The sequence below is a fragment of the Salinicoccus sp. HZC-1 genome (assembly GCF_046736035.1).
Lineage (GTDB): Bacteria > Bacillota > Bacilli > Staphylococcales > Salinicoccaceae > Salinicoccus.
This window is the reverse complement of record NZ_CP177130.1, coordinates 1,388,906-1,411,155: the sequence shown is the minus strand read 5'-3', so window position 1 is coordinate 1,411,155 and position 22,250 is coordinate 1,388,906. Positions and strand designations below refer to the sequence as shown.

Sequence of the window (22,250 nt, the reverse complement as noted above, 5' to 3'; positions counted from 1 at the left end):
ACTTTATGTTGACTGGTTCAACATTTTTGTTAACTTATTAAAAAGTGCCTGATCCTGATTATCCAGCGCCTGATCAATTTGCCTCAAGATCGCATCTTTTGAGATGGCCTGAAGCTCTGCATCCAGATTATTTTCGATTTCTTTAACGTTTTGGTAACGGGTATCCTGTTTGGGAAAAGCGAATTCCAAATAAAGAATCTCATCCTGGTTCATATTTATCTCATGAAAAATGACTTCTCCATCGATCGTCACCGTATCACCTTTTTCAAACAGAAGTGTTGGCCGGTCCGTGCCGGTTGCCGCAATCCGGAGTTTCCTTTCGATCGTTTCATCGTAAGTGAAAGAAATATTTTTAGATACAACAGGATGTGATTTCAGAAAATTTAAGATCCATACAGCAATCCGGTCTTCAAATTCATAATTATATAGAACATAATCTATGAAATCTTTCCTATAGCTGATCTTCCTCACCATCCAAACGCTCCTTCTCAAACTGCCAGTCTATGTTGGAAGGATCCAGTTCGATTAATTTGTCCAGAATCTTGGTTTTTGAAGGATGACTGATTTCAGTCAAGTATTCATAATAGTCAGTGTAAAATTCAAGAGATTCACCAATAAGTTTTGCAGCATCCTGATAGTATTTTAAAGCGGATGAATCATTTTCATTCTCTTGTTCGATTTTAGCAAGCAAATACAATGATTCTCCGGAGAGTGCATGTGGATCCAGATCATTGCGGAACGTTTCAATCTCTTCCGTACGGTCAGTTTTAAGAAGTGTTTCAAACAGCATAAGATAAGCATCGTCATAATCCTGATCCAGTGCAATTGCCTGTTTAAAGGAGTCGATTGCACTGTCTGCAGAACCGAGTCTGTAATTGATGCGCCCGAGATGGAAATAAATTAAAGGATTTGTATCATCTTGTCCCAAATATTTTTCGAGCAGTTCTTTTGCCGCATCCAGATCATGTTCGGTTTCATGTACATTCATGAGCAGTATATATGCGTTGATATAGTATGGTTCGTTATCTATTACCTTATTCAGAAGATTTTTAGCTGACTCGTAAGATTGAAGTTGGTACTCAAGCAATGCCCTTCGGTAAAAGTCATCATTCGAATAAATTTTTTCGTCTACTTTATCAAAATGGGATTTTGCCTCTTCCAACTCTATCTGGTTCATATATAATTCGGCTGCACGCAGATTAAAGTTAACACCGTTCAGTTCATCGATGCCCTGGTTTAAGAGTGCCTCGTAAAATCTCAGTGCCTCCTGAAAATCGCCTTCCTGGTAATGAATTTCAGCAAGTGCATAATCCAGTATCGGTTCATCTTCAATCGCTTTGGCTTCATGAATGAGCTTTATGGATACATCATTCATATTGAGCTGTTGAAAAACTTCAGCTTTTAACATAAGTACTGTTTTAGTTTTAGGTGCCTGGTTGGTCAGACTGAGTGCTTCATCAAGTTTTCCGTCGGCAATGTAAATATCCGTTAAATAGGCAAGCACCTCATCATCATGCTCAACATGTGAGTGGAGGTGATGGAAAATTCTTTCCGCTTCGTTAATGGCACCCGCCTGAACCAGAGTATCACCGAGAATAAAGAGCGTCTCCAGCTCCATTTCTTCACTCAGCTGCTCAAGGTTGTTCAGTACCTCAGACAACTTATCCTCTGGATATTTACCTGTTTTTAAATCATCTATAATTGAATAGATCTGATCCTGCATTTTTAAGCATCCTTCCGTAATGACTCCAAATCATTTATAAATCCTGGATATGAGATATCTATGGCTGAACTGTCATCGATGTTAATGGGTGTATTCGATACTACTGAGAATACGATGAGCATCATAATGATGCGATGATCATGATAGCCTTTTACATCAATGTCAGGTTTAGGATCGATCTCACCTGGTATAACTGTAAAGCCATCCTCTTTTTCTTCAAATTCAATACCAAATTTGGACAGCTCATCAACAACTGCACGAATTCTATCAGTTTCTTTAAATCTCAGTTCTTCTGCATCACTTACTGTACATGATTCATTGCTGTAGGCAGCAAGAAGTGCCAGAATCGGAATCTCATCAATAAGTCTAGGGATGATTTCACCTGAAATATTAAATCCGCGCAGCTCCGGTGTATAAGAAGCTGTAATGTTACCGATCGCCTCTCCATCACTTGGCAATTCTTCAATATCCACATTTGCACCCATCATTTCCAGTACTTCAAGTATACCAGAACGTGTAGGATTCAATGAAACATTCTTAATCGTAATTGTAGTGCCGGGCTTTAAAACTGCGAGTACTATCGGAAATGCTGCAGATGAAATGTCACCGGGGACGATAACTTCTGATGGTGTCAGTGCATTACCGCCTTCAATGGAAATCACACCGTCTCCGGTTTCCAGTTTTGCACCAAACTGTTTCATCATGATTTCAGAATGATTCCTTGACGGGGAAGATTCACGTACGGTTGTTGTGCCTTCAGCAAACAGTCCAGCAAGTAAGATTGCACTCTTTACCTGTGCACTTGCGACAGGCATATTATAATCAATCCCCTTTAACGGACTCGGAAAAATGTGTACCGGCGGATATTTTTCATCCTTTAATTTAATTTCGGCGCCCATTTCCAACAGTGGTTTTTGAACTCTGTCCATCGGACGTTTATTAATGGAAGCATCTCCACTGAATTCTGCATTTAACCCAAGGCCGGCAAGGAGTCCCATAATCAATCTGGAAGTCGTACCGGAGTTGCCTGTATACAAAGGCTCTTTTGGAGAATGTAAGTTCGCATGACCTTTTGACTCAACAATCCACTTGTCATCTTCTTCGGTAATCTCCGCTCCGATCGCTCTCATGATTTCCATAGTGCGATAGGTATCTTCGCTTCTTAAAGGTTGATGGATTTCTGTACGGCCGTCGGCAAGTGTGCTCAGCATAAGTGAACGGTGAGTAATTGATTTGTCACCAGGGACTTTTATTGTGCCTTCAAATGTACTGTTCAAAAGTTGTTTCATAGGCTCTCCTTCAGACTGTTTATAAATTTAGTAAGTAAATCCTGTTCAAGCTCTGTAAAACGGGCCTCACCTGTACTGTTCATGACAATGTAGCCTACCCTGTTTACACTTTGGTTCTTTTTATCTTTAGACATTAAAGAAATCATTTCGTCTGCATCGATTTCTTTTAGCATATCAATCGGATAATTCAATCCCTTGAAATACTCATAATAATGTTTCAAATCAAAAGTCTGTTCCTGATTCAATTCATTTGATATATAAAGGGCGGCGTATATACCCAATGTTACTGCAATTCCATGCGGCATTTTATATCTGTATTCTATTGCATGACCTAAAGTATGGCCAAGGTTAAGGTGTTTTCTGACATCCGCTTCATTTTCATCTCTGATGACATGATCCATCTTAGTTTCGATGCCTTTGATGATAAACGGCTCGATTTCATTGATGTCAATGCCGTTTATCGTAGTTTCCATCAACGCATCGACCGTCTGCTGGTCTCTGAGCAATGCATGTTTAATGACTTCCCCAAAGCCGCTCAGTATTTCAGACTCAGGCAACGAATCTAAAAAGTCAAGATCGTAGATGACACCTTTCGGTCTGTAAAATGCACCGATCAGATTTTTGCCATGCTTACTATTAATCGCTGTTTTGCCGCCAATTGAAGAGTCGTGGGCAAGCAGAGTCGTCGGTACATGAATATAATCCACACCTCTTAGAATACTGGATGCAGCGAAACCTCCGGCATCCCCTGCAGCACCGCCTCCAATAATGACAAGCAGACTGGTTCTTTGAATCCCTTTTTCGAGGAGAGTCTCTAAAAGAGAGCTGAAGGCATCGAAATATTTCGATGCCTCCCCCTGCTCCATCAAAATTGGTTCATCAATAAAAGATAGCTTCCCATTTTTGTGTAAGTCGTATACATTTTTATCTGCCAAATAAAACACTTGATTATAGTTTTTTATATAATCTGATATTTTGTCTCTGAGAATTCCACGAGATACGTCAATTGAATAATTGCCATCTTTATACTGAGTCATAATTTTCATGATATCAGTACTCTTTTACACGTTTCTTATAAATTTCGATAGATTCTTTGAGTTCGCTCATGTCATCATGCGGGAACTTGTCAAGAACAGCACGGGCCATTTCTATTGCAACCATGTGTTCACAAACAATGGATGCTGCAGGTACTGCACATGCATCACTGCGTTCAATTGTTGCTTTAAATTGTTCCTTGGTATTGATGTCCACACTGAGCAGTGGCTTGTACAATGTTGGGATTGGTTTCATGACCGCTTTTACCACGACCGGCATACCAGTTGTCATGCCGCCTTCGAATCCACCGAGGTTGTTTGTCCTGCGGGTATAGCCATTTTCCTCATCGTATAAAATCTCATCCTGTACTTGTGAACCTGGTGTAGAGGCGGCATCGAAACCTGCACCGAATTCTACGCCTTTGAAAGCGTTGATACTTACAACGCTGCCTGCAATTTTAGCATCAAGTTTCCGGTCATAGTGAACATGGCTGCCGAGACCTGGAATCGGATTTTCTACAATGACTTCTACAATGCCGCCAATTGAATCGCCCTTCTTTTTAGCATCGTCTATCAATTGTTCCGCCTCTTTGGTTTTTTCTTCGGAGACCATTCTTACTGAAGACTGGTCGGAAAATTCACGAATATCCTCCAGATTATACTGACCCTCGTCTTTGACGCTGCCAATTTGATTCACACGGCTTGTAACGCGTATATCCAATGCATGAAGAAGCTCTTTGCATAGTGCACCGACAGCAACACGTGCTGCTGTTTCACGTGCAGAAGAACGTTCCAGTACATTTCTCAAGTCGCGCATATTATATTTCATGCCACCGACTAGATCAGCATGTCCCGGACGGGGCTTAGTGATGACACGTTTCATGGATTCCTGCTCTTCCGGTGTAAGTGGGTCACTGCCCATGATTTTGCTCCAGTGTTTAAAGTCGTCATTAATAATTTCAATCATAATAGGGCTGCCCAGCGTTTTGGCGTGGCGGACACCGCTGCCAAACTGGAAAGTATCTTTTTCAATCTGCATGCGTCTGCCTCTGCCATAGCCGCCCTGACGTTTAAGTAATTCCTTGGTCATTCTTTCTTTATCAATTTCTAAATTTGCCGGAAATCCTTCTACGATTGCTGAAAGTTTTGGTCCATGTGATTCACCCGATGTTAAAAATCTCATTTTACGCACCTACCTATATCATGATATTAAAAAAAGCTGAGTATAGACACCCAGCTTATGCCGCTCTATTTCTAGTATATCCAGGAGCTGTTGATTAAGTCATAATCAAGTACTTCTGATTCGTCAAAGAAAAGACCGATTTCTCTTTCAGCACTTTCTGGTGAATCTGAGCCGTGGATGATGTTTTTACCAACTGTAAGACCGAAGTCTCCACGAATAGTACCAGGAGCTGCCTGTTGAGGGTTTGTTGAACCAACCACAAGACGCGCTGTATCGATAACATTTTCACCTTCAAGAACCATTGCAAAAGCCGGTCCTGAAGTAATAAAGTCCACTAATTCACCAAAGAATGGTTTTTCCTGGTGTTCTTGATAGTGAGTTTTAGCAAGGTCTTCAGATACTTGCATAAGTTTCGCACCTACAAGTTTAAAACCTTTGTTTTCTAAACGCTCTACAATTGGTCCAATAAGATTTCTTTGTACGCCATCAGGCTTAATCATTAAAAATGTCTTTTCCATTTCAAGTCTCCTTTAATTGATTTCCATACTATTCTAACATTTTCAAATTTGATATTTCAATTCAATTCAGACGATTTGCAAGTTTTTCTGCAATTTGTATCAAATAAGTGCGAATAGGTTCATTTATATTGCTGATAGATGCTTTTGCATTTTCAATATGTTCAGTGCTGATCTGTATAGATCTTTCTATTGTATCGGAGTTGAGTAGATCCTGAGTCAGGGAACCGAGTATCGTTCTGTCGGCCTGAAATGCTTTTAATTTCTCTTTGAATGCCGGATCGGCATTCCTTAGCAACAGTACCGGCAATGTGTAATGTCCATTTTCGAGGTCTGAAAATTTAGGTTTCCCCAGATTTTTCTCATCACCGATGAAATCCAGACAGTCATCGATAATCTGAAAACTCATACCTATATGGTAGCCGTACTTTAAGAGTCCTGATAATTCTTCATCTGAAACATGCGCGGCATATGAACCCATTTTAATGCTGAGCTCAATAAGAAGCGCTGTTTTTCTATAGATTTTTTTATAATAATCATCAAGTGTCTGTTCTGCATTAAACTGATGGTCAAATTGGAAGAGTTCTCCGCTGACAATGTCTTTTACCGCAAGTGAAAATGCTTCATGCAGTTTTTTATGGTTAATCGTACTCACAAGCTCCAAAGAAGTTGAAAGTAAATATGTACCAGTGTTTACTGCCTGCAGATAGCCGTGTTCATAATAAACAGTTGCCTGCCCGCGTCTCAGCTTACTGTCGTCTATGATATCATCGTGGACCAGACTTGCCATATGAATCAGTTCAAGGCTTGCGCTGGCTTTGATGACATCTCTGTGATTGTTGCTATTGCCGAGTTTACCAACGAGTAATGTAAATGTCGGACGAATCTTCTTGCCTCCGGATACGAACAAATCATAACTGCTGTCATTAACGATAGTACCGTTTGGATTGAGGCTCTCCTTAATCAGCTTATTCACTTCTTCGAAGTCTGACGCAAGAAATTCTTTATGTTTAATCAAACAGATCCCACCTATCCCAGAGGCTTGTATGCAATGTGTGTTGCAGCTGTGCCTAAAGTATGTGATAAGATTTTAACGTTGGTAAAACCTGCAGATCTAATCATGTTTTTCAGTTCAGGTTTAGTCAGGAATTTACTTGTGGATTCATATAACCACTCGTATTCTTTCGTTCTGCCGGCAATAACCCCGCCAAGTTTTGGCATTATTTTACCAAAGTAAAAATCGAATCCTTTGTTTACAATACCATTATCCGGAATGGAAGTTTCTAAAATGACAAGTACTCCCCCCGGTTTTAAAACTCTGTAAAACTCATCAATCGCCTGCTTATAATCAGCCAGGTTCCGTAGACCAAATCCAATTGTAACGAAATTGAAAGTGTCATCCTCAAAAGGGAGGTCCATCGCATTTCCCTGCAGCAGACTGATGTTCCCGTAATCTGTAACTTTGCTTTTTGCCACTTCAAGCATATTTTCGCTAAAGTCCAGTCCGGTAATATGTGCACCAGGTGCTTTTTCGGCAAGCTGTATCGTCCAGTCGCCGGTGCCGCAGCATACATCCAACACGTCATGTCCCTCTTTGACAAACATTTCCTTCATCGTTTTATTTCTCCAGGAACTGTGCTGATTCAAACTGATGATGTTATTCATAAGATCATAATCATTAGATATAGCGTTGAATATCGTTTGCACTTTTGTCTCTTTATCCATTCAATTCACCTTTACTCTTGGGTTATGTATGGGAGAGAGGTGATATCCAAATCTTTCACCTGCTCATCAATCAGTGTCTCTAATTTAGTATCCGTGTATCCACGTTCTACAAGATAAAGCATTGGTGCGTACTTCAGCCATTTCACTTCATCAGCATCAGGTATTTCGCCAGTACTTGCAAGTTGGGATTTCCTTGAGCTAAGCTGTTTAGAAATGTTCATCATATCCTCAAGCACTGAATAGCTTTCAGCCTCGGCGAGATACATGTAAAACCGGCTGAACAAATAGTCACCGGCCAGCACATGGAGCTCTCTGTCCTCATCCTCCGGTGTTTCATCCAAAATATTAAGTGCCGTATTAAAAAGAAGCACGGCATCATTTACATGGCTACCGCGGAGAATATTGCCCTTCTCAGAAAAAAAATCGAAAAAAGGATTATTATGTATATCGAGTATCCATGTGCCATTTCCCAAGTCAATTTCAAGTTCTTTCTTAAGAGCATCCATGAAAATATCACCTTATAAATTAATAGACCTAACCATGAAAGTTAGGCCTAAAGTAGTCAATTATTTTACTGCATCTTTAAGAGCTTTACCCGCTTTAAATGCTGGTACTTTAGATGCCGCAATCTCAATTTCTTCACCAGATTGTGGATTGCGTCCTTTTCTAGCAGAGCGTTCACGTACTTCGAAGTTACCGAAGCCGATAAGCTGTACTTTTTCACCTTTTTTCAAAGATTCCTGGATTGTGTTAAATACTGCGTCTACTGCAGCACCTGCTTCTTTTTTAGTAAGATCAGCATCATCGCTGACTGCATTAATCAAATCTGTTTTGTTCACCAGATCCACCTCCTTATATGACTATAATGATAAGTTGTTTTATCATTATGTTTTGACTTTAACACAGTGGTCTTAGCACTGCAACGGATTTCACCGTTTTATGAACAAAAAAAGCTTTACTGGCCGCTTTTGTGGCGACTTGTCATGAAGATTGGCTGGTTTTTTTCATCCACGGTAATCTGTGGAGAATAAATTGGAACTATTGGTGTATATTCATACAATATGTGTCTGACGTCTTCACCGGTTTCAAATTCCAGGTTATTTTCGCTGATAATTCTGCCAATGTCTTCACGGTAATCAACCACGAACTCCTGACCGCCGTTGTAATATACATTCAGGGAGGATCCGCTATATGGACTTGTAACGGTTGGATTATCGGAAAGTTTATAAAAACCGAGATCCAGTTGATAGACGTTCGGCCCAACTTCTTCACCAAGTTCTACATATTCCCCCATTGCATCCAAGCGGATTGTGAGCGAACGGATATCTCCTGTTATTCCAAGATCGGCAAGCTTAATTTGTGGGTCATTTTCCGCATCAATTATGACATATTGATATTTGCCGCCTGCTTCATAAGAATTTTCGGGTCTCTCATTTAGATAATTTGGTACCAGCATATCGAAATCGACTTGATACTTCAGATACTCTCTTTGATTTTCCTTGGTTTTTATTGGTAATAAGCCATCGGAATCTTCCTGGTACTGTTCAACAGCATTTTGTACCATCTCCACTTGAGCATCTCCTGGAATCTGATTTTCAATCTTTTCGGATTCCGGATATAAACATCCTGACATTAATATTACCGCTATGAAAAGTACAGATATCTTAAAGCTACGCATGACTGCTGCCTCCAAGTACCGGAATCATAAGCAAGAATGCAGCAATCAGAAGAATCCATGCAAATATAGAAATAATGATACTTAAAACTTTTATTTTTATGACGTATCTTGCGAGATAGATAAGTACGGCCGCAAGTGCCATTGCACCTATTGAATAAAATGATATCCACATAAGATCCATTCTAGATATATCAAACATTGTATCACTCTCTTGTCCAATCTTTATATTGCTCTTCCATCAAATCTTCCAACTTATCTGTTTCGCCGGTTTTTTCACGCATCATAAGCGCATAAAATGCTTCTTCTTCACTGATATCATTGAACAGATACTTATAAAGTACATCAGTAATAGGCATTTCCACACCATACTCTTTAGACAATTCATATGCGGCTTTCGTTGTATTTACACCTTCAACGACCATGCCCATCTCTGCCTGTGCCTCATCAATGGTTTTTCCTTCGGCGAGCATAATACCACAGCGGTAGTTTCTTGAATGCATACTTGTTGCAGTAACAATTAAATCTCCCATTCCAGCAAGACCGAGGAATGTTAATGGATTTGCACCCATTTTCGTTCCAAGACGTGCAATTTCCTGAAGCCCGCGTGTAATAATCGCTGCTTTTGCATTGTCACCAAAGTTCAGGCCATGCAAAACGCCAATAGCAAGTGCAATGATATTTTTAAGCGCACCGCCGATTTCCACCCCTGTCATGTCTTCATTTCTATATACACGGAAGTATTTATTCATGAACACATCCTGGACCGTTTGGAGACTCTTTGGGTTTCTACAAGCGGTACTTACTGTTGTAGGAGCTTTCAAGGCTACCTCTTCGGCATGACTTGGACCGCTTAATACACATACATCAACCATCGTTTCATCACTCATTTCTTCTTGGATGACGTCGGATACACGCATATGTGTGCCAAGCTCGAGTCCTTTAGCTACGTGAACGACCAATACTTTTTTATCTAATTCTTTAAGCAGTTGATTGAGCTCCTTGGAAACAGAACGGATTGCTTTTACCGGTACTGCCAAAACGATCAGTTCTGCATGATTAGCCGCCTCATTCAAGTCCGATGTAGCACGGATTCCGGCATTTAAATTAATGTTTTTTAAAAAACGGCTGTTTGTATGATCATTGTTGATTTCCGAGACCACTTCTTTGTTTCTTCCGTACATGAGTACGTTATGGCCATTATCTAAAAGCACCATTGCCAGGCTGGTGCCGAAGCTGCCTGTGCCAATTACAGAAATATTCATAGACCTGCATCCTCCTAGTTACGTTTCCTGCTTAAAATATGAATTGGTGTTCCGGTGAAATCAAATGCTTTTCTCAGCTGGTTTTCCAAATATCTGCGATAACTGAAGTGCATCAGTTCTACATCGTTAACGAACATTACAAATGTCGGCGGAGAGACGGCTACCTGTGTACCATAAAAAATGTTCAATCTCCGACCTTTGTCCGTAGGTGTTGGATTCATGCTGACACTGTCGACAATCACTTCATTAAGCGTGCTGGATTGAACGCGTTTTTTATGTGAATCATTGACAATTCCTATCAGCGGGAACAGTGTCCTCAGGCGCGATTTAGTAACTGCTGATACGAAAGTGATTGGGGCGTAGTCCAAAAACTGAAATTCATTTCTAATTTTGTCTTCAAACTTTTTCATTGTTTTCTCGTCTTTCTCAACAGCATCCCATTTGTTGACTACAATGACTATTGCCCGCCCGGCCTCATGGGCGAGACCGGCAATACGCTTATCTTGTTCGAGAATCCCCTCTTCCCCATCTATAACCACAAGGACCACGTCTGAGCGTTCTATGGCGCGGTTTGCTCTGAGGACGGAATATTTTTCAGTGGATTCATAGACTTTACCTTTTTTACGCATTCCTGCTGTATCAATTAAAGTATAGTCTTCCCCATCATACGTATATGCTGTGTCAATTGCATCCCGTGTAGTTCCGGCAATATCAGATACAATGACTCTCTCTTCTCCCAGAATTGCATTTACCAGGCTGGATTTTCCGACGTTCGGCCGGCCGATTAACGATACTTTTATAGATGTATCGGCTTCTTCTTCACGCTCCAGAGTTTTGAAATGGTTTACCGCATCATCCAATACATCTCCGAGTCCAAGTCCGTGGGAGCCCGATACTGGATAAGGATCCCCGAGCCCAAGCTGATAAAATTCATATATGTCATTTCTCATTTCAAAGTTATCTATTTTATTAACTGCAAGCACTACCGGCTTTTTGGATTTCTGCAGAATACGGGCTACAAAAAGGTCATCCTCCGTTACACCTTCTCTTCCGTTGGTAATCATTAGGATGACGTCTGCTTCAAGAATGGCGATTTCAGCCTGTAACTTGATTTGTTCCTGAAAAGGCTCATCTTTAATTTCAATACCACCTGTATCAATAACATTGAATTCGTAATTTAACCAGTCGCCTGCAGCGTAGAGCCTGTCTCTGGTCACACCGGGTGAATCTTCTACAATTGCTTTTCTTTCTCCAATAATTCGATTGAACAGTGTGGATTTCCCGACATTCGGTCTCCCTACCACTGCAATGGTTGGTTTATACATAGGTTCCCTCCTATTTTAAATTTATTTTAACACAAAAATAAAATAAAGAGCGATAGACATCGCTCTTTACTGAATTAAAATCATGTCATTTTTATAACAATTAAATATCCAAGTCTTTGAAACGGTCACCGAATACATCACCGAGTGTCGGACCTTCATCATCTGAATCGTCACGATATACTTTAGGTTGATTGTTTTGGCTTCTTGGTGCTGGTTCTGTAGTCTCTTTAATTGATAAAGAAATCTTTTCAGAATCTTCATTTAGCGAAAGGATTTTCACCTGTGTTGTCTGACCTTCTTTTAGAACATCACTTGGAACTGCAACATGCTCATGGCTGATTTCTGAAACGTGTACCAGGCCTTCAACACCCGGAGTCACTTCAACAAATGCGCCAAAATCAACGAGTCTTTTAACTGTGCCTTCCAATACGTCACCTTCAGAATTTTGTTTTACAAATTCGTCAAAGGGACTTTCCTGCGCCTTTTTAAGGGAAAGGCTGATTCTTTCCTGTTCAGGATCGACATCCAGGATTTTTACATTCACTTTGTCGCCGATATTGACTGCGTCTTCCACTTTTTCTACTCTGCTGTAGCTGAGTTCGGATATGTGTGCCAGACCGTCCACTTCACCAAGGTTAATGAAAGCACCGAATGTAGTGATGCGTACAACTTCACCTTCAACAATACTTCCAACTTCAAGTGTTTTGAGCTGTTTCTTTCTTTCGACAGCTTTTTCAGATTCAACGATGCGTTTTCTATTAAGAATAACACGGTTTTTTTCAGATTCGATGTCTTCAACTTTAACTTCCAGTTCCTGGCCATCAAACTGTTCCAAGTCTTCAATGTAAGCATCAGAGAGCAATGATGCAGGGATAAACCCTCTGACTCCAACATCTATAACAAGACCAGCTTTAACAACTTCCATCACAGTACCTGTAATAGTTTCATCATTGTCTTTTGCTGATTGAAGCGAATCATATGCATTGGACTCTTCAAGTTTTCTAATTGATAGGATAACGTTTTTACGATCCTCTTCGTCTTCAACTTTAATAACTACACCTTTGATGGAATCATCTTCGGAAACAATTTCTTCCGGGCGTTCGATTCTTTTGCTCGTAAGCTGGCTGATTGGTACGATTCCTTCAAAATCAGAGCCATCGATATGAGCTTTAATGAATTTGTCTTCTATCTTGTACACCGTACCTGTAACTGTTTCCCCTACTTCAAAACTGGAAGAAACGTTATTTTCCTCTTCAGTACCCTGAGTTGATACTTCTTCATTTACTTCGTTGGAATCCTCATTGATTGAAGAATCATTAATCTCTTCCTGGTTCTCTTCGTTCTTGATATTATCTGTCGTCATGTGCCTGCCTCCAATTACATTACTAAAAAGTATATATCTAACTTCTTATAAATGTATAGATTTGTCAAGTGATTAGTCAGAAAATAAAAGATTGTTTATATCTTCTGTAATCTTTAGTGTAACATCTTTGCGGTTCATTCCATCTTCGACGAGTGCCTTAGTATCTATAGGTTTTCCAAATACTATTGTAACACCTTTTTTACGGTCATAGCTTCCTTTAATCGCAGTCGGAACAATTTGTGCGCCGGATTTCACGGCCATAAAGCTTGCCCCCTGCTGCAGGTTTTGTAGTTTGCCGGTTTTACTTCTGCTGCCTTCCGGAAAAACGAGCATCATATTTCCCTCACCGAGCACCTCGATAGATTTCTTTAATGCCGCACGGTCACTTTTTCCACGCTCAACGGGAAGTGCATTGAGGCGGGAAATCAAATATCCCAAAACAGGTATTTTAAACAGCTCTGATTTTGCAAAGAAAGACATCTCCCGCTCTACGCTGGTTGCCACCAGAGGTGGATCATATTCAGAAATATGGTTGCTGCAAATAATAACAGGGCCGGTCTTTGGTATACGATCCTGCCCTACTACAGTTATTTTAAATCGAGTGTGATAATAACTTTTAACCAGTGTCTTAACAGTGGTATATAACATCTCTATTCTCCTTTCAACAGCTGCTGTGCCATGCGAATGATATAGTTTTCCACTTCCTCAATACTCATGTGGCTGGTATCCAGTAAAACTGCATCATCTGCTTTTTTCAGCGGCGAAATTTCTCTGGTCATATCGAGGTCATCCCGTCTGATGATCTGTTGGATGAGAGTGGACAGGTCTACATCAATGCCTCTTGCCTTGTCTTCTTCCATTCTGCGTTTTGCTCTGATTTCAGGTGAAGCTTTCATGTATATTTTAAGCTCTGCATCCGGGAGTACTGTAGTACCTATATCCCTTCCGTCCATTACAACACCTTTATCATCAGCAATAATACGCTGCATTTGGACAAGGTATGCTCTTACATTTTCAATGCTGGAAATCCCGCTTACATTTTCAGTGACTTCCGGCGAGCGGATTTCAGATGATACATCCGTACCGTTTAAATAAATAGAACGGTTTTCATCATTTGAAAATCTGATATCCACGTTATTCAGATTATCCAGTACTTCTCTGCCATTGTTCAAAACATGTAATGTCACTGCACGGTACATAGCTCCAGTATCTATATATATGTACTCCAGACGTTTCGCCACGCGTTTTGAAATGGTACTTTTTCCTGCTGCTGCAGGACCATCGATTGCAATATTAATCTTATTAGTCATATAAACCCGCCTTGTTGATTGTTCAAGTTTATTTTATCATATATTTAAGGAATCGTTTAGGAGGAAGTGGCATGAAGAATAAAATATTGGCAATTCATACAGGCGGCACGATCAGTATGTCATCAGAAGATGGACTTATTTCAGTAGGTAAAGACAATCCGGTCACTTTAGACAGCTCGGAAGAATTGGACATTATACTAAAAGAAAGTTATCCAGTGAAGAAACCGTCACCTCATATGACTCTGAACGATATGCTTGCAATACGGAAAAACATATTAGAAGAACGTGATAATTACGATGGCTTTGTCATCACTCATGGCACGGATACTTTGGAAGAAACGGCATACTTTTTGGATTTAGCCCTTGATATCAGCCAGCCTGTCATTGTTACGGGTGCAATGCGCTCATTTAATGAAATCGGTTCGGATGGTTTGTATAATTATATTTCGAGTCTGCGTACAGCCAGAGATGACGCTTCAAAAAATAGAGGGGTATTGGTCGTATTTAACGATGAAATTCATACAGCAAGGAATGTCACAAAGACACACACGTCAAACATCGCAACTTTTCAAAGCCCAAACCACGGCCCCATAGGCTTTTTAACGAAAGATTCTATACAGTACCATCATCAAATATCCCATCAGGATCAATTTGACAAAGTGGATTTAACGCGTAAAGTCGGATTGATCAAAGCACACGCTGATCTGGACGGGACATTTTTCAATGCGCTTATAGAGGCGGAATACGATGGACTGGTGCTTGAAGCGCTAGGCCAGGGGAATATACCACCAAGCGCCCTGGAAGGGCTTCAGAAAGTCTTGGACGCAGGAATTGACACCGTTATGGTATCCCGTTCGTTCAATGGCATCGTAGGCAGCTATTATGATTATGAAGGCGGCGGTCATGACCTCGCATCCAGGGGTGTGATTTTTTCAAATGGTCTCAATGGTCAAAAAGCACGCATTAAGTTATTGCTGGCACTAAGCAATGGACTCGAGAGCACTGATTTAAAAGAAATATTCAAGCATTAATACAAAAACCTGGCGGGAATCCTTACACAGGCCCGCCAGGTTTTATTGGTTTATTTTTCATGCTTACGCAAAATATCTTCTGCAATCAGTCCACCGTGAAATCTGCCGTTTTCTATAAATATAGTGTTGGCATCATTACCGGCAGCAATAACACCGGCAATATATAAGTTTTCTATATTGGTTTCCATTGTTTCAGGATCATGCAGAGGGGCTGTGCCGAATTCATTTTCATTGATTCTTATTCCGAATGATTGAAGGAATCTGTAATCCGGATGGTATCCTATCATCGCAAATACATGATCATTTGGTATTTCAAACACTTCTCCGTCTTTTTCCAGGACGACGCTGCTGTCTTTAATATCTTTAACATCGGTACCAAAATGCATCTCTATCTTATCGTGTTTTACCAAAGAATCGAATTGAGGAAGGATCCATGGTTTTACACTTTTTGAATAAGCATTTTGACGATAGACTACTGTAACGTTGCTGCCGGCTTTTTCCAGTTCCATTGCAGCGTCAACACTTGAATTTTTACCGCCGATGACCAGCACATCCTGTTTAAAGAAAGGATGTGCTTCTTTGAAGTAGTGGAAAACTTTCTCTTTATGTTCGCCCGGTACATCCAATCCGTTGGGTTGTCCATAATACCCTGTAGCGATGATTAAGTTTTTACAGCTATAAGTATCTTTTGATGTTTCCAGTATAAAGCCGTCTTCACTTCTCCGTCCGGATGTCACTTCTTCATAAGTATTGATGTTTAAATTAAAGTGTTTTACCACTTCACGGTAATAGACAAGTGCCTGATTACGTTTAGGTTTATGTGCTTCGGTTATAAATGGGAATTCACCGATAGACAATTTCTCACTTGAGGAAAAAAAAGTCTGGTGTGTCGGATAATTGTAAATTGCCTCAACAACATTCCCTTTTTCTATAATAAGATGTTCAAGTCCGCGGTTTTTAAGTTCAATGGCTGCAGATAAACCGCACGGCCCCGCACCAATGATAATCGTTTCGCTGTATTCCATGGTTAGCACCTTTCTATTCCGGAATGATGAGCTCCTGACCGACAGTCAGTGAGTCAGGGCTGACGCCATTTGCCTCCATGATTTTATTAACATTTTCACTACTGCCGCTGCCGTAATAACGGATGGCAATTCTGTAAAGGTTATCTTCAGGACTCACTACGTGAGATGATGCTCCTGCCGAACTTTCTTCGGAAGCCTCTTCATTTCCAGCCGGTTCCTCGGTTTGCTCTTCCGTTTGTTCTTCCGTTTGTTCTTCTGCAGATTCCTCTTCTGTTGACGGCTGTTCCGCAGTATCATCTTCAGAAGGCGTCTCTACTTCGCTCGTACTTGATTCAGCCCCTTCACCAGACTCTTCATTTTCGATTGCGGCAGATGCAGCTTCTTCCAGTTCCGCCTGTTCTTCTTCAGAATAATTGAAAGAAAGCTCTCCTGTGCTCAAATCCTCTCCGGAATTTGATTCTGAATCAGAAGTTTCTTCACGGGATTCAGCCACTTCTTTTTCCATCTCGGCTTTTTGTGCTTCGAGTTCTTCATTGGCTGCTTCGTCCGTTTCTTCCCCAGCGGTTTCTTCAGTACTTTCTTCTTCATTGTCGCCGGCAATCTGAGCCCCTTCTTCACCGGATGGCCAGAAGTTGCTGATAATCATGACGAATAAAATAATCGTCACCGGCAGAATGATTACTCCACCGATGATAGTCGGCAGAAGTCTCTTTTTCTTTTCATCTTCTTTTTCGATCGTATCTTTGTTATCGGGGGCTTTTCTTTTTCTTTTGAGCTCAGCTATTTTTGCTTTGGAAACTTTCAATTCATCTTTAAATTGTTTATTGTATGATGAAAATTTACCTGCAAAAAACACTTTCCCTTTTTCGAAGTTTTCCCGATTGAAGTAGTCAGATAGTTTTTTACTGATTCCGGCAAACGGGGACGCTTTAGTTTCATCAGATTTTGAATCAGCAGTTTCTTTTTGTTTTCCCTTCTCTTTTTCAAGCTTCGCCCGATGACGGTCTGAGCGTTTCATTGGCTGCTTTTGCTCGTCTTCCGGCGGACTGCTTTTCGCTTCATCGACATCTTTAGAAGCACGTTTATGTTCGATATCTTTATAAAAATCGTCCTTCATTGACATTCTCCTCAAAGTAAAATAATTCTTATTCAATTATATTACGTTTCCAATCCATTTTAAAGTGTTAATAAACTGAAGCATACGCCATTAGTCGTATTGTACACTATACAAGCCGAATATAATTGAAAAATATCCAGATTAACCGTAAAATGATTATGAGGAAATGGTGAGAGGTGAAAAAATGAGTGAGAAAAAATATACAATAGTTGATCAGGATACATGTATAGCCTGTGGTGCCTGCGGTGCAGCAGCACCTGATATATACGATTATGATGATGATGGCATTGCTTATGTAATATTGGACGATAACAAAGGTATTACACCGGTGCCTGAAGAACTTCTCGAAGATATGGAAGATGCATTTGATGGATGTCCTACCGATTCAATAAAAGTTGAAGAGGAACCGTTTGATGGGGACCCACTCAAATTCGAATAAATTGATTGTAACAAAAGATGCGCAGCCATGCCGGCTGCGCATCTTTTTATCTCATCAGATTTTCTAGTTTTGGAATGAGTTTAGTGTATATAAGGTATGCGACTAAACATACGATGATTCCCTTGATGATATTGAACGGAATAATACCCGCTGTGACTACAGCCCGTATATTCGCGATTAGATCAGTGTGATCGATGATCAATCCATACATCGGAAGCAGTACGAAATAATTAAGCACTGCCATCATGATCGTCAATGTCAAAGTGCCGATTACAAATCCTGCAATTAATGACTTTTTGGTTTTGGATCTTATATACATAAAGTAAATTGGCAATAATAATGAAAATGCTGCAAGTAAATTGGCAAGCGGTCCAATGGGCTCGCTGGCCATTAACAGTCCATATAAGACGATTTTCAAAATTATAATCAAGGAGCCTGCGATTCCTCCTAATAATATGAATCCGATAAATGCAGGGATATCAGATAAATCCACCGTTAAAAATGGGGGAATGAATGGAATAGGAAATTGCAGGAGCATCAGTATAAAAGACAAAGCTGCAAGTATACTGATCAAAATCAACTTTTGTAACTTACTTTGTCTCATATCCTCATCTCTCTTCATTAATTTTTGGCAGGACAATACGGAATGTTGTACCTTTTCCGAATTCACTTTCGAGTTCTATAGTTCCTTTGTGCCGGTGTATAATACTGCGCACGATATAGAGTCCGAGCCCCGTGCCGTGTTTACCGCGTGTTCTGGATTCATCCACTTTATAGAATCTTTCAAATATGCGTCTCTGGTGTTCAGGAAGAATTCCTGTTCCAGTGTCACTGACTTCAATAATAATGAATCTCCCTGCTTCAGTAACATTAATGCTGATTTCATCTCCTTCGGAGGTATAGCGGATTGCATTATCGAGCAGATTCGTCAGCACTTGATTAATTTTATCATAATCAAAGCTGAAAATGAGGGTGGAATCGCTTGTTTTCACATTGAAATAAATCTCATTTTCCTGCATTTCATGACGGAACCTTGCTGTCAGCTTCTCAAGCAGATCACCGAAGTCGTTTTCTTGAATATTGAAAAAGCCGGAACCGCTGTCCATTCTGGCAATGGTGATCAGCTCATTGACCATCGTGTTCATACGATCGGATTCATCTTTTATAATACCAACCATTTCTTTGACCTCCGTTGGATCCGTTACGATGTCATCCATGAGCGCTTCAGAATAGCCGCTTAACATTACCATTGGAGTTTTTAATTCATGTGAGACATTAGCTATGAATTCAGATCTCATTTTTTCAGTATTTACTTCTTCTGTGATATCCCTAATTAAAAGGATTACGCCAAATAACTCATTGTCCTGTTCAACAGGCGTGTATGAGAACTGCATGTGTCTGTCTTTAATTTCCACGCGTTCAACAGTCGATGTCCGATGCTCGGCAATTTCTTTTATATCATTTTGAAAGTGAATAAATGTGTCCTGCTGTCCTTTTAAGTAATCATACAGATAGTTCCCTTTTTGATTGGAATATATGAGTTTTACATCACTGTCAAAGTAAAGTACGCCCTCGTTGATGGAGGTGAAAATCTGTTCTCTTAAATTCTTTTCATGAACGATCTGATCGATATTATTTTGAATGTCATTGTTCATTTTATTGAAAGCAAGTGTAAGCTCACCAATTTCATCCCTGCTCTTCGTCTCAATTGTATTGTACTTCCCTTTAGCCGTCTTAAACGCTGCATTTTTCAAGTTGATCAACGGTCTTGTAATTCTGCTGATTAAAAAGAAAGCGAAAAAGGTCGTGATAAGGAACAATACCAGAGCACTGGCGGTAATAATCATAGTGACAGCAGTCATCGACTCGTTTATATCTTTAAGGTCACGGTATTTAATAAGTGCCATATCATTCTCAAAATAATCGCTCAGATTGGAGACTCTGACCATGTATTCATGGCCTGCAATATCATTCAATATAAAAGTATTTCCTTCGCCTTCTCCTTCAAGAATTCTTGAAAAGATTTCCCGGTCGGTGGATGACTGCTGTGAAATCATCTGTCCGTCCCGGTAAATGATGAGGTTCTCTTCACGGAGTAAGGTAGAGTTTAAATCTTCGATGTCATGTCTGCTTAAAACAATCTCCTCAGCCCGGGAAATTTCCTCCTCGAGCAGAGTTTCTGTGGAATTAAGCATGTAGTTGCGGAAATACATGCTGAGAATCACCGACAATATAATTAAAACTGTAGTTACTATCAAAATGATAGTCAACCACAGTTTAGTTACAACGCTGTTTAATACCTTCACTATTCATTGACCTCGAATTTATAGCCAATGCCCCACACAGTATGGATCATTTCACTTGCTTCAGGTGAAACTTTGTTGAGTTTCTCCCGGAGTCGCTTTACATGTGTATCCACTGTACGGAGATCACCGTAAAAGTCATAGTGCCATACTTCTTTTAGAAGTTCTTCCCGGTCAAAGACTTTATCGGGGCTTTTTGCTAAAAAGAGCAGAAGTTCGTACTCTTTTGGTGTCAGATTCACTTTAACATTATTTGCAAGCACTCTATGTGCATCATTATCAATTACCAGATGATCGTAGACGATGACATCTTTAGCTGTTGAATCCGCTTCGATAAATGTCGTCTCAGAAGAGCGGCGAAGTATTGCTTTCACTCTCAAAACGACTTCTCTTGGAGAGAATGGTTTGACGATATAATCATCTGCCCCGACTTCAAATCCTTCCACCCGATTGTTCTCTTCGCCTTTTGCAGTGAGCATGATGATCGGTGTGGATTTATGGTTTCTCAGACGTTTGGCTACTTCTATGCCATCCATTTTCGGCATCATGAGGTCGAGAAGGATACAGTGGAAATCCTGCTCGATGGCAAGATCCAATGCATCTTCCCCATTATCGGCCTCTGTAATTTCATAGCCTTCACGTACTAGGTACATATTGAGTAATTTTCTGATACGTTCTTCGTCATCCACGATTAGAATATTTTCAGCCATACAAACCCTCTTTTCATATTATGCGTACGAATGCAGGCCTGCAACCAGCATATTGATAGCAATGAGGTTGAAAATGATGAGCAGGAATCCGATGATTGCCAGCCATGCCGACTTCTCACCTTCATACCCTCTGTTGAGCCTCAAGTGCAGGAATATCGTATAGAACATAAACGTAATGAACGCCCATGTCTCTTTGGGGTCCCAGCCCCAGAATCTGCTCCAGGCCATCTGTGCCCATATAGCAGCAAAGAATATACCGCCGAGTGCAAATATAGGGAAACCTATGATTACAGAACGGTAGCCAATCTCGTCCATGAGATTGAGGTCAGCTTTATCTGTCAATGGTTTAATCAATGCCGTGATACGTTTTCTAATTATTAATCTTATAATACCGTAAACAATAAGACCAGCCAAGACAGACCATATTACGGTATTCAGTTTCTGGGAATCAATTAACGGAGGAAGATTGATTCCACTGTGGAAGTGATCAGCCTCTTCGTAATTATTATCACCGGCATGTTCAACTGGTACTGCACCTTCAAAGTTGACTAAGCTTGGCAAATGATATTCAGCAATTTGGGTCTGTTCTTGCTTGTCATTGTAGATGAAATCATCCTGATATCCAATTACAGACTCCATTACAACTGTCATAACGATGAATGTGATGACTATTACTATACCTGCCATGATTGATTCCAGGAATCGCGCACGCCACGATTTCTCGGTAGCCGGCACTGCTTTCAATAAGTATATTAATCCAGCTACTGCACTCATCGAAAGTATACCATAAGCGAGTGTGACTGTAATAACATGAATAGCCAGCCAGCTGCTCTGAAGTGCCGGGATGAGCGGTTCCACTTCACGGGAGAACATGCTGCCGTACGCTATAAGCAGCAGAGATACAGGAATGGCGAACAAACCGAATACCTGTGTTCTGAAATATTGATAAGTAATCAAGAAACCTGCAATCATCATAATTGCAAACATAGTAATAAATTCATACATGTTTGAAACAGGCGCATGTCCCTGTGCAATCCATCTTAGTATGAAATAACCGAGCTGCATTATAAATGCTGCAATTATCATGATGATTGAAATTTTACCTGGTTTCTTCGATTTAGATTTAATGCTGGCTGCAAGTGGCAGCAATGCAACAAGATGTATTATAAACGCCGAATACAGCAAAGTGCTGCTTATGGACACAAGTTGAGATTCCAT

Annotated in this window: 25 protein-coding genes; 2 read left to right on the top strand and 23 right to left on the bottom strand. The window is 40.4% G+C overall.

Annotated elements, in window-relative coordinates:
* Positions 1-3: 3 nt before the first annotated feature.
* The 17 genes from ACKRAT_RS07115 to cmk form a co-directional block, all read right to left on the bottom strand.
* Positions 4-474 carry a YpiB family protein gene (locus tag ACKRAT_RS07115; protein WP_411841812.1) on the bottom strand — a complete coding sequence of 157 codons (471 nt, stop codon included), beginning with the start codon at positions 472-474 and terminating at the stop codon, positions 4-6.
* Positions 452-1,723: a tetratricopeptide repeat protein gene (locus ACKRAT_RS07110; protein WP_411841811.1), complete on the bottom strand. Its 1,272-nt coding sequence runs from the start codon at positions 1,721-1,723 to the stop codon at positions 452-454. Before ACKRAT_RS07110 ends, ACKRAT_RS07115 begins: the two co-directional genes overlap by 23 nt.
* 2 nt (positions 1,724-1,725) lie before the next feature.
* Complete coding sequence (gene aroA, locus ACKRAT_RS07105) at positions 1,726-3,012, bottom strand: 3-phosphoshikimate 1-carboxyvinyltransferase (protein WP_411841810.1); 1,287 nt, start codon at positions 3,010-3,012, stop codon at positions 1,726-1,728.
* Positions 3,009-4,058, bottom strand: a complete 1,050-nt coding sequence (locus ACKRAT_RS07100) for a 3-dehydroquinate synthase family protein (protein WP_411841809.1) — start codon at positions 4,056-4,058, stop codon at positions 3,009-3,011. Before ACKRAT_RS07100 ends, aroA begins: the two co-directional genes overlap by 4 nt.
* Positions 4,059-4,062: 4 nt before the next feature.
* Positions 4,063-5,229, bottom strand: coding sequence for a chorismate synthase (gene aroC / locus ACKRAT_RS07095; RefSeq protein ID WP_411841808.1), 1,167 nt, complete (start codon positions 5,227-5,229; stop codon positions 4,063-4,065).
* Positions 5,230-5,300: 71 nt separating this feature from the next.
* Positions 5,301-5,747 carry a nucleoside-diphosphate kinase gene (gene ndk / locus ACKRAT_RS07090; protein WP_411841807.1) on the bottom strand — a complete coding sequence of 149 codons (447 nt, stop codon included), beginning with the start codon at positions 5,745-5,747 and terminating at the stop codon, positions 5,301-5,303.
* Between the two features lie 61 nt (positions 5,748-5,808).
* Complete coding sequence (locus ACKRAT_RS07085; RefSeq protein ID WP_411841806.1) at positions 5,809-6,762, bottom strand: polyprenyl synthetase family protein; 954 nt, start codon at positions 6,760-6,762, stop codon at positions 5,809-5,811.
* An 11-nt stretch (positions 6,763-6,773) separates the two neighbouring features.
* Positions 6,774-7,469: a demethylmenaquinone methyltransferase gene (locus tag ACKRAT_RS07080; protein ID WP_411841805.1), complete on the bottom strand. Its 696-nt coding sequence runs from the start codon at positions 7,467-7,469 to the stop codon at positions 6,774-6,776.
* Positions 7,470-7,480: 11 nt separating this feature from the next.
* Positions 7,481-7,975: a hypothetical protein gene (locus ACKRAT_RS07075; protein ID WP_411841804.1), complete on the bottom strand. Its 495-nt coding sequence runs from the start codon at positions 7,973-7,975 to the stop codon at positions 7,481-7,483.
* 60 nt (positions 7,976-8,035) lie between these two features.
* Complete coding sequence (locus tag ACKRAT_RS07070) at positions 8,036-8,308, bottom strand: HU family DNA-binding protein (RefSeq protein WP_046511638.1); 273 nt, start codon at positions 8,306-8,308, stop codon at positions 8,036-8,038.
* Positions 8,309-8,424: 116 nt separating this feature from the next.
* Positions 8,425-9,147, bottom strand: a complete 723-nt coding sequence (locus ACKRAT_RS07065) for a hypothetical protein (RefSeq protein WP_411844389.1) — start codon at positions 9,145-9,147, stop codon at positions 8,425-8,427.
* Positions 9,140-9,346, bottom strand: coding sequence for a DUF2768 family protein (locus ACKRAT_RS07060; protein WP_411844388.1), 207 nt, complete (start codon positions 9,344-9,346; stop codon positions 9,140-9,142). The genes ACKRAT_RS07065 and ACKRAT_RS07060 overlap by 8 nt, the downstream gene beginning before the upstream one ends.
* Before the next feature lie 4 nt (positions 9,347-9,350).
* Positions 9,351-10,409 (bottom strand): NAD(P)H-dependent glycerol-3-phosphate dehydrogenase, encoded by a 1,059-nt coding sequence (locus tag ACKRAT_RS07055; protein WP_411844387.1) that lies wholly within the window; start codon positions 10,407-10,409, stop codon positions 9,351-9,353.
* 14 nt (positions 10,410-10,423) lie between these two features.
* Positions 10,424-11,734 (bottom strand): ribosome biogenesis GTPase Der, encoded by a 1,311-nt coding sequence (gene der / locus ACKRAT_RS07050; RefSeq protein WP_411844386.1) that lies wholly within the window; start codon positions 11,732-11,734, stop codon positions 10,424-10,426.
* A gap of 100 nt (positions 11,735-11,834) precedes the next feature.
* Positions 11,835-13,097: a 30S ribosomal protein S1 gene (gene rpsA, locus ACKRAT_RS07045; RefSeq protein ID WP_411844385.1), complete on the bottom strand. Its 1,263-nt coding sequence runs from the start codon at positions 13,095-13,097 to the stop codon at positions 11,835-11,837.
* Positions 13,098-13,169: 72 nt separating this feature from the next.
* On the bottom strand, positions 13,170-13,745 hold the full coding sequence (locus tag ACKRAT_RS07040) for a lysophospholipid acyltransferase family protein (protein WP_411844384.1): 576 nt from the start codon (positions 13,743-13,745) through the stop codon (positions 13,170-13,172).
* Positions 13,746-13,747: 2 nt separating this feature from the next.
* Positions 13,748-14,407 (bottom strand): (d)CMP kinase, encoded by a 660-nt coding sequence (gene cmk, locus ACKRAT_RS07035; RefSeq protein WP_411844383.1) that lies wholly within the window; start codon positions 14,405-14,407, stop codon positions 13,748-13,750.
* A 71-nt stretch (positions 14,408-14,478) separates the two neighbouring features.
* Here cmk and ACKRAT_RS07030 point away from each other — a divergent pair, with 71 nt between their 5' ends.
* Positions 14,479-15,438, top strand: a complete 960-nt coding sequence (locus ACKRAT_RS07030; RefSeq protein ID WP_411844382.1) for an asparaginase — start codon at positions 14,479-14,481, stop codon at positions 15,436-15,438.
* A 50-nt stretch (positions 15,439-15,488) separates the two neighbouring features.
* On the opposite strand, the gene ACKRAT_RS07025 is transcribed toward ACKRAT_RS07030, so the two are convergent.
* Both ACKRAT_RS07025 and ACKRAT_RS07020 read right to left on the bottom strand, forming a co-directional pair.
* Positions 15,489-16,463 (bottom strand): YpdA family putative bacillithiol disulfide reductase, encoded by a 975-nt coding sequence (locus tag ACKRAT_RS07025; protein WP_411844381.1) that lies wholly within the window; start codon positions 16,461-16,463, stop codon positions 15,489-15,491.
* A 13-nt stretch (positions 16,464-16,476) separates the two neighbouring features.
* Positions 16,477-17,580 (bottom strand): LysM peptidoglycan-binding domain-containing protein, encoded by a 1,104-nt coding sequence (locus tag ACKRAT_RS07020; protein WP_411844380.1) that lies wholly within the window; start codon positions 17,578-17,580, stop codon positions 16,477-16,479.
* A gap of 184 nt (positions 17,581-17,764) precedes the next feature.
* Between ACKRAT_RS07020 and ACKRAT_RS07015 the strand changes: the two genes are divergently transcribed.
* A complete protein-coding gene (locus ACKRAT_RS07015; protein WP_411844379.1) occupies positions 17,765-18,019 on the top strand; it encodes a ferredoxin in 255 nt (84 codons plus the stop codon).
* A gap of 46 nt (positions 18,020-18,065) precedes the next feature.
* Here the strand turns inward: ACKRAT_RS07015 and ACKRAT_RS07010 are convergent, their stop codons facing one another.
* From ACKRAT_RS07010 to ccsB, 4 genes are all read right to left on the bottom strand, one after another.
* The gene (locus ACKRAT_RS07010) at positions 18,066-18,623 is read right to left on the bottom strand and encodes an ECF transporter S component (RefSeq protein ID WP_411844378.1); all 558 of its coding nucleotides are present in this window, start codon (positions 18,621-18,623) and stop codon (positions 18,066-18,068) included.
* A 4-nt stretch (positions 18,624-18,627) separates the two neighbouring features.
* Entirely contained in the window at positions 18,628-20,232 is a 1,605-nt protein-coding gene (locus tag ACKRAT_RS07005; RefSeq protein ID WP_411844377.1) for an ATP-binding protein, read from the bottom strand.
* Positions 20,233-20,324: 92 nt separating this feature from the next.
* A complete protein-coding gene (locus ACKRAT_RS07000; protein ID WP_411844376.1) occupies positions 20,325-21,032 on the bottom strand; it encodes a response regulator transcription factor in 708 nt (235 codons plus the stop codon).
* Between the two features lie 18 nt (positions 21,033-21,050).
* The gene (gene ccsB / locus ACKRAT_RS06995) at positions 21,051-22,250 is read right to left on the bottom strand and encodes a c-type cytochrome biogenesis protein CcsB (RefSeq protein ID WP_411844375.1); all 1,200 of its coding nucleotides are present in this window, start codon (positions 22,248-22,250) and stop codon (positions 21,051-21,053) included.

Excerpts from the sequence above, each read along its gene's own strand:
- ACKRAT_RS07115 (WP_411841812.1), bottom strand. The coding sequence starts at position 474 with ATGGTGAGGAAGATCAGCTATAGGAAAGATTTCATAGATTATGTTCTA.
- ACKRAT_RS07110 (WP_411841811.1), bottom strand. The coding sequence starts at position 1,723 with ATGCAGGATCAGATCTATTCAATTATAGATGATTTAAAAACAGGTAAA.
- aroA (WP_411841810.1), bottom strand. The coding sequence starts at position 3,012 with ATGAAACAACTTTTGAACAGTACATTTGAAGGCACAATAAAAGTCCCT.
- ACKRAT_RS07100 (WP_411841809.1), bottom strand. The coding sequence starts at position 4,058 with ATGAAAATTATGACTCAGTATAAAGATGGCAATTATTCAATTGACGTA.
- aroC (WP_411841808.1), bottom strand. The coding sequence starts at position 5,229 with ATGAGATTTTTAACATCGGGTGAATCACATGGACCAAAACTTTCAGCA.
- ndk (WP_411841807.1), bottom strand. The coding sequence starts at position 5,747 with ATGGAAAAGACATTTTTAATGATTAAGCCTGATGGCGTACAAAGAAAT.
- ACKRAT_RS07080 (WP_411841805.1), bottom strand. The coding sequence starts at position 7,469 with ATGGATAAAGAGACAAAAGTGCAAACGATATTCAACGCTATATCTAAT.
- ACKRAT_RS07075 (WP_411841804.1), bottom strand. The coding sequence starts at position 7,975 with ATGGATGCTCTTAAGAAAGAACTTGAAATTGACTTGGGAAATGGCACA.
- ACKRAT_RS07065 (WP_411844389.1), bottom strand. The coding sequence starts at position 9,147 with ATGCGTAGCTTTAAGATATCTGTACTTTTCATAGCGGTAATATTAATG.
- ACKRAT_RS07060 (WP_411844388.1), bottom strand. The coding sequence starts at position 9,346 with ATGTTTGATATATCTAGAATGGATCTTATGTGGATATCATTTTATTCA.
- ACKRAT_RS07055 (WP_411844387.1), bottom strand. The coding sequence starts at position 10,409 with ATGAATATTTCTGTAATTGGCACAGGCAGCTTCGGCACCAGCCTGGCA.
- der (WP_411844386.1), bottom strand. The coding sequence starts at position 11,734 with ATGTATAAACCAACCATTGCAGTGGTAGGGAGACCGAATGTCGGGAAA.
- rpsA (WP_411844385.1), bottom strand. The coding sequence starts at position 13,097 with ATGACGACAGATAATATCAAGAACGAAGAGAACCAGGAAGAGATTAAT.
- ACKRAT_RS07040 (WP_411844384.1), bottom strand. The coding sequence starts at position 13,745 with ATGTTATATACCACTGTTAAGACACTGGTTAAAAGTTATTATCACACT.
- cmk (WP_411844383.1), bottom strand. The coding sequence starts at position 14,407 with ATGACTAATAAGATTAATATTGCAATCGATGGTCCTGCAGCAGCAGGA.
- ACKRAT_RS07030 (WP_411844382.1), top strand. The coding sequence starts at position 14,479 with ATGAAGAATAAAATATTGGCAATTCATACAGGCGGCACGATCAGTATG.
- ACKRAT_RS07025 (WP_411844381.1), bottom strand. The coding sequence starts at position 16,463 with ATGGAATACAGCGAAACGATTATCATTGGTGCGGGGCCGTGCGGTTTA.
- ACKRAT_RS07020 (WP_411844380.1), bottom strand. The coding sequence starts at position 17,580 with ATGAAGGACGATTTTTATAAAGATATCGAACATAAACGTGCTTCTAAA.
- ACKRAT_RS07015 (WP_411844379.1), top strand. The coding sequence starts at position 17,765 with ATGAGTGAGAAAAAATATACAATAGTTGATCAGGATACATGTATAGCC.
- ACKRAT_RS07010 (WP_411844378.1), bottom strand. The coding sequence starts at position 18,623 with ATGAGACAAAGTAAGTTACAAAAGTTGATTTTGATCAGTATACTTGCA.
- ACKRAT_RS07005 (WP_411844377.1), bottom strand. The coding sequence starts at position 20,232 with ATGTATTTCCGCAACTACATGCTTAATTCCACAGAAACTCTGCTCGAG.
- ACKRAT_RS07000 (WP_411844376.1), bottom strand. The coding sequence starts at position 21,032 with ATGGCTGAAAATATTCTAATCGTGGATGACGAAGAACGTATCAGAAAA.
- ccsB (WP_411844375.1), bottom strand. The coding sequence starts at position 22,250 with ATGGAATCTCAACTTGTGTCCATAAGCAGCACTTTGCTGTATTCGGCG.